General features: G+C 62.2%; 5 protein-coding genes. 4 read left to right on the top strand and 1 reads right to left on the bottom strand.

Translation table 11 applies throughout. From position 1 onward, the window contains the following. On the bottom strand, positions 1–712 hold a 712-nt coding region (locus ENZ74_RS21640), incomplete at its 3' end, for an NAD(P)-binding domain-containing protein (protein ID WP_164761120.1). A 111-nt stretch (positions 713–823) separates the two neighbouring features. Between ENZ74_RS21640 and ENZ74_RS21635 the strand changes: the two genes are divergently transcribed. The 4 genes from ENZ74_RS21635 to ENZ74_RS21620 all read left to right on the top strand — a co-directional run bounded on the left by ENZ74_RS21635 (position 824) and on the right by ENZ74_RS21620 (position 4,947). Beyond that, a complete protein-coding gene (locus ENZ74_RS21635; protein WP_063168746.1) occupies positions 824–1,597 on the top strand; it encodes a GntR family transcriptional regulator in 774 nt (257 codons plus the stop codon). 138 nt (positions 1,598–1,735) lie between these two features. Continuing rightward, positions 1,736–2,851 (top strand): branched-chain amino acid ABC transporter substrate-binding protein, encoded by a 1,116-nt coding sequence (locus tag ENZ74_RS21630; protein ID WP_164752001.1) that lies wholly within the window; start codon positions 1,736–1,738, stop codon positions 2,849–2,851. 150 nt (positions 2,852–3,001) lie between these two features. Then, on the top strand, positions 3,002–3,952 hold the full coding sequence (locus ENZ74_RS21625; RefSeq protein WP_224620706.1) for a branched-chain amino acid ABC transporter permease: 951 nt from the start codon (positions 3,002–3,004) through the stop codon (positions 3,950–3,952). Further along, entirely contained in the window at positions 3,952–4,947 is a 996-nt protein-coding gene (locus tag ENZ74_RS21620) for a hypothetical protein (RefSeq protein ID WP_024504006.1), read from the top strand. The genes ENZ74_RS21625 and ENZ74_RS21620 overlap by 1 nt, the downstream gene beginning before the upstream one ends. The last annotated feature ends 36 nt before the right edge of the window (positions 4,948–4,983 follow it).

The following is a 4,983-nucleotide window of genomic DNA, read 5'->3' as shown; positions in this document are numbered from 1 at the left end:
CCTCCTCCCAGGCCGCAGGCACTCCGCGCGCCGAAAGCACCTGCAGACCCCGCTCGGTGATGCCGCCCGGTGTCACCAGCTCCTCGAGCATCTGATGCATCGGCTGGTCTTTCTCCTCAATCAGCCGCCCGGCGGCCACGAACGTCATCGCCGTCAGCCGGCGGCCAATTGCCGGATCGAGACCTCGCGCGCTCGACCATTCAGTCGTCCTGCGGATCAGATCCTGCACCCAGCCATAGATGGCGGCATTGACCGTCGCCAACTCGAAGTCCGTTTCGCTGGCCAGAGCGATCGAGGGGCCAAGCCAGTCGAGGACCGCCCGCGCCTGCTCAAGGTCGGGGAAATAGATCGTCGGACTGGCACAGATTTCGGAAGCCGTGAACGGCATGGCGCGCACCGCGCGCGCAGGCGCGACAGCAAACCGCGATAGCGCTACGCCGGCGCAAACCGAAACCATTGTTTGGTCCGTGCGCCACGGCAGGCCAGCGACCGCATCCGGCGCATGCACGGGCCGCACCGCAACAATGACGACATCGGACTGTTCGACGAGATCGCGATTGTCGATTGCCAGCCGAAAACCGTGCCGGGCGGAGAGCGCCGCCGCCTTGCCCCGCGGCGACAGCACGATCGCCGCGGGATCAAGCCCGGAACGCAAGAACCCAGCCAGCATGGACGTCGCCAGATGCCCGACCCCAAGAATGCCTACAATCATTGTTGTCCCCCGGATTTGAACCTGCTGCTTGCCATTCACACGAAGTTGGGAAAGAAAGGCGGCTCTACAAAGTGTCGACACAGCCTGCATACAAATCAGATGAGAACCGACGTGACCGAACGAGCCGAGACCAGTGCCGATAGCGACCCGTCCCTTGCCGCTGAAGCGGAGACGCGCCGCGCTGCCGATAGCAGCGAACGCGCCTACAACACCATCCGCAAGCTCCTGGTCGAATTCAAGCTGAAGCCCGGAGAGCGCATCAACGAGGTCCAGCTTTCGCGCGGCCTTGGCCTTTCGCGCACACCGATCCGCGAGGCGCTGAACCGGCTCGCCTCCGAGGGTTTCGTTTCGCTCACGCCCAATCGAGGCTTTTTCGTCAGAAGCCTCAGCACCGAGGGCCTGCTCGATCTCTACGAGTTCCGCTCGATCATCGAGTGCGCTGCTTTCAAGCTGATGTGCGAGCGCGCCGACGACAGCGAAATCGACCGGCTGCGGAGCTACTGGGAAGCGATCGTCGACGCCTACCCGGACCAGCCGCCGGATGTCATCCTGGCCGAGGACGAAGGCTTCCATCTGCTCATCGCCGAACTCTCCGGAAATCCGGAACTTGTCGGCCAGCTCAGCTCCATCAATGCACGCATCCGCTTCATCCGCCGCATCCAGATCGAACATCCTTCGCATGACAAGGCGCAGATCACCTCCCATTCGGCCATCGTCGAGGCTGCCGTCAAGCGCGATGCCGAGAACGGCGCGAAACTGTTGCGCGAACATATCGAAATGACCGTCTCCGCCACGCAGCAAGCGCTCAAGGACGCCTTGCTCAAGGTTTTCGCGCCCGACAATGGCGCCGAGCTGAAGCGTCGCCGAAGGGCTCGCGACGCATAATCGATATCTGAGCACAAAATTGAACGCAATAGTGTCGACACTTTCTTGACGACGATCCCTTTGTCTGCTTCGATGGGCTTACACGGGGAAGAAGACCGCAACGGCCTCCCCTGTCGTAGTCAGCAGCTAAGGGGAACCATGATGAAAAAATCTATCGCCACACTTCTTCTCGGCGCCTCGCTTTTTGCAGCGCCGGCCATGGCCGAGCAGATTACCGTCGGAATGTCCGCGCCGCTCTCGGGCGCGCAGGCCTATTTCGGCAGCACCTGGCACAATGGCTTCAAGCTCTACGTCGACAGGCTGAACGCCGATGGCGGCGTCAATGGCGTCACCATTGCCTATGACCAGCAGGACGACAAGGCCGACCCGCGCGAGGGAACGCTCGTCGCCCAGAAATTCTGCGACAATGACAAGGTCGTGCTTGGCCTGGTGAACTTCAATTCCGGCGTCGCCCAGTCGACGCTGCCAATCTATGAAGACTGCACGCTGCCGACCATGACCTTCGGCTCCAATCCGTCTCTCACCAAGCAGGGCTACAAGTTCATGGTGCGCCCGGTGGCCAACGATCTGGCCGGCGCATTGTTGCCAGCCGAATATGCGCTGGGCAAGCTCGGCGCCAAGACTGCCGTGATCGTCAACGACAAGCAGGTCTTCGGCCAGGGCATTTCCGAAATCTTCGCCAAGAACTTCGAAACCGGCGGCGGCAAGGTCCTCGATACCATTGCCGTGGCGCCATCCGACGTGGACTTCACCGCTGTGCTGGCCCAGATCAAGTCCAAGAAGCCCGATGCGATCTATCTCGGCGCCGTCATGCCGCAGCTTGCGCTGTTTGCCAAGCAGATGCACGAGCAAGGTATCGCCGCCGTGCTAATGGTGCCGGACGGCGGCTACACGCCGGACCTCATCAAACAGGCCGGCGAAGCCAATGTCCAGGGCACGCTTGTCGCGATCCAGGTGCCGCCGATGGATGCCTCCCCCGAGATCGCCGATTTCGCCAAACTCTACAAGGCGAAATATGGTGAGGAAGCCGGCCCGTATTCGATCTACGGCTATGTACAGGGCCAGATTTTGGAACAGGTGCTGAAAACGACGAAAGGCCTCACGCGTGAGGACCTCAACGCGGCATTGCATGCAGTTAAGGCGAAGACCGTCGTCGGCGAGCTGGAATTCGACGAAACCGGCGAACTCAAAGTCGCCCCATCCTACCTCTACAAGGTGGAGGGAACGGGCTTCCATCTCGTCGGTTCGAAATAGCAGCCAGACCGCCGGAGCCGCATCGCTACGCGCGAAGCGGCTCCTTCACCTGTTGACGGGCGTGCCTGCCGCAAGTACGGGCGGCCACGTCGACCATTCCCCTTCCCGGTTCGACCGGTCCATGGGGTTGCAGGCACAGGACGCCGGCCCATGCTGGGAAATCTTATCCAACAAACGGTAAATGCCCTGACCATCGGCTCGATCTACGCCCTGATCGCGCTCGGCTACACCATGGTCTACGGCGTGTTGCGCATGATCAACTTCGCCCATGGCGAGATGTTCATGCTCGGCGCCTATGTAGCGTTTCTGGCGCTCAGCCTGCTGGTCGGCGATGTCGGGATGTCGGGCGCGCTGGCGCTTACCGCGGCCTTTCTCGTGGCGATCTTCCTCGTCGGCCTCATTGGAGTCGGCATCGAAAGGGTCGCCTACAAACCGCTGAGAAGCTCCACCCGGCTCGCGCCGATGCTGTCCTCGCTCGGCGTCTCATTGTCGCTCGTCACCGGGGTGCAGATCCTGGCCGGCCCACAGCCAGTCGCCTTTCCCAGCTTCTTCCCCGTCGTCCGATATCAGGTGATGGGCGGCACCATCACCTTGATGCAGATCGGCATCCTGATCGCCGCCTTCGTGCTGATGTTCGGCCTGCATGTCCTAGTCAACCGGAGCCGTATCGGCATCATCGTGCGCGCCGTATCGGAAAGCCGACCGACCGCACAGCTGCTTGGCATCAACGTCAACGGCGCCATCTCCATGGTGTTCTTCGTCGGGCCGCTTCTCGGCGCTGCCGGCGGCATCCTCTATTCCAGTTACTATGGCATCATGTCGCCCAGCATGGGCGCCGTCATCGGGCTGAAGGCCTTCACCGCGGCCATCCTCGGCGGCATCGGTTCAATCCCCGGCGCCATGCTCGGCGCCTTCATCCTGGCTTTTATCGAAGTGTGGGGAACCGCGCTGCTGCCCATTGTCACAAACGGCGTGCTCGGCACCGAGTATCGCGACGTTCTCGCCTTTGCGATCCTCATACTCGTGCTTCTGGTCCGTCCTGCCGGTATACTCGGCGAGGCCGTCTCCGAGGAAAGCATCGTGTACAAGAGGGAATTCTGATGGCCGCCGCCGACACTCTCGCCGCGGCCCGGCCGCGTGCGAACCGGACCATCTCCTGGCTCGTCTTCGCCATCGCGATCGCGCTGATCATGGCCACGCCCTTCCTGCCCAACTACCATGTCCGTGTCCTCAACAGCCTGCTGATCTACATCCTGCTCGGCATCGGCCTGAACATCGTGATCGGCTATACCGGGCTGCTGGATCTCGGCTTCGTCGCCTTCTACGCGGTCGGCGCCTACAGCTATGGGCTGCTGGCAAGCCCGCAGCTCGGCCTGCATATGCCGTTCCTGCTCATCCTGCTCGTCGCCGCCTGCCTGGGTGCGGTCACCGGCATATTGCTCGGCATTCCGGTGTTGCGATTGCGCGGCGACTATCTGGCCATCGTCACACTTGGCTTCGGCGAGATCATCCGCATCATCATCAACAATCTCGACTGGCTGACCGGAGGGCCGCAAGGCATTGCCCGGCTGGACAAGGCGTCGATCCTCGGCATACAGATTGCCCGGCCGATCGACTTCTTCTGGCTGCTGCTGATCACCGTGCTCATCGTCGGCACCGTGGTCTGGCGGCTCGAGCGCTCCATCCTCGGCAAGGCGTGGGCGGCGATCCGCGAGGACCAGGATGCCGCGCGCGGCATCGGCATCAACACCACCAATGCCAAGCTTGCCGCTTTCGCCACCTCGGCCACGATCGGTTCCATAGCCGGCGCGATCTTCGCCGCATCGCAGCGTTTCGTCAGCCCGGAAAGCTTCACGCTGCAGGAATCGGTGCTGATCGTGCTGATGATCGTGGTCGGCGGCATCGGCAACATCTTCGGCATCGTCGCCGGCGCGGCAATCCTGATCCTGCTGCCGGAGCTGCTGCGCGAATTCGCCGAATGGCGCATCCTCTTCCTCGGTCTTTTGATGATCTCGCTGATCATCGCGCGCCCGGCCGGCATCGTGCCGCGCAGCTTCGGGCCGGAGAAACTGATCCGAGGGCTTTTCGGAAAATGACGCTGGTCTTTCAGAGCCTTCGCAAGGTGTATGGCG

The sequence above is a fragment of the Mesorhizobium sp. M7A.F.Ca.CA.002.15.2.1 genome (assembly GCF_003998715.1).
GTDB lineage: Bacteria > Pseudomonadota > Alphaproteobacteria > Rhizobiales > Rhizobiaceae > Mesorhizobium > Mesorhizobium ciceri.
This window is presented reverse-complemented; position numbering and strand designations above follow the sequence as displayed.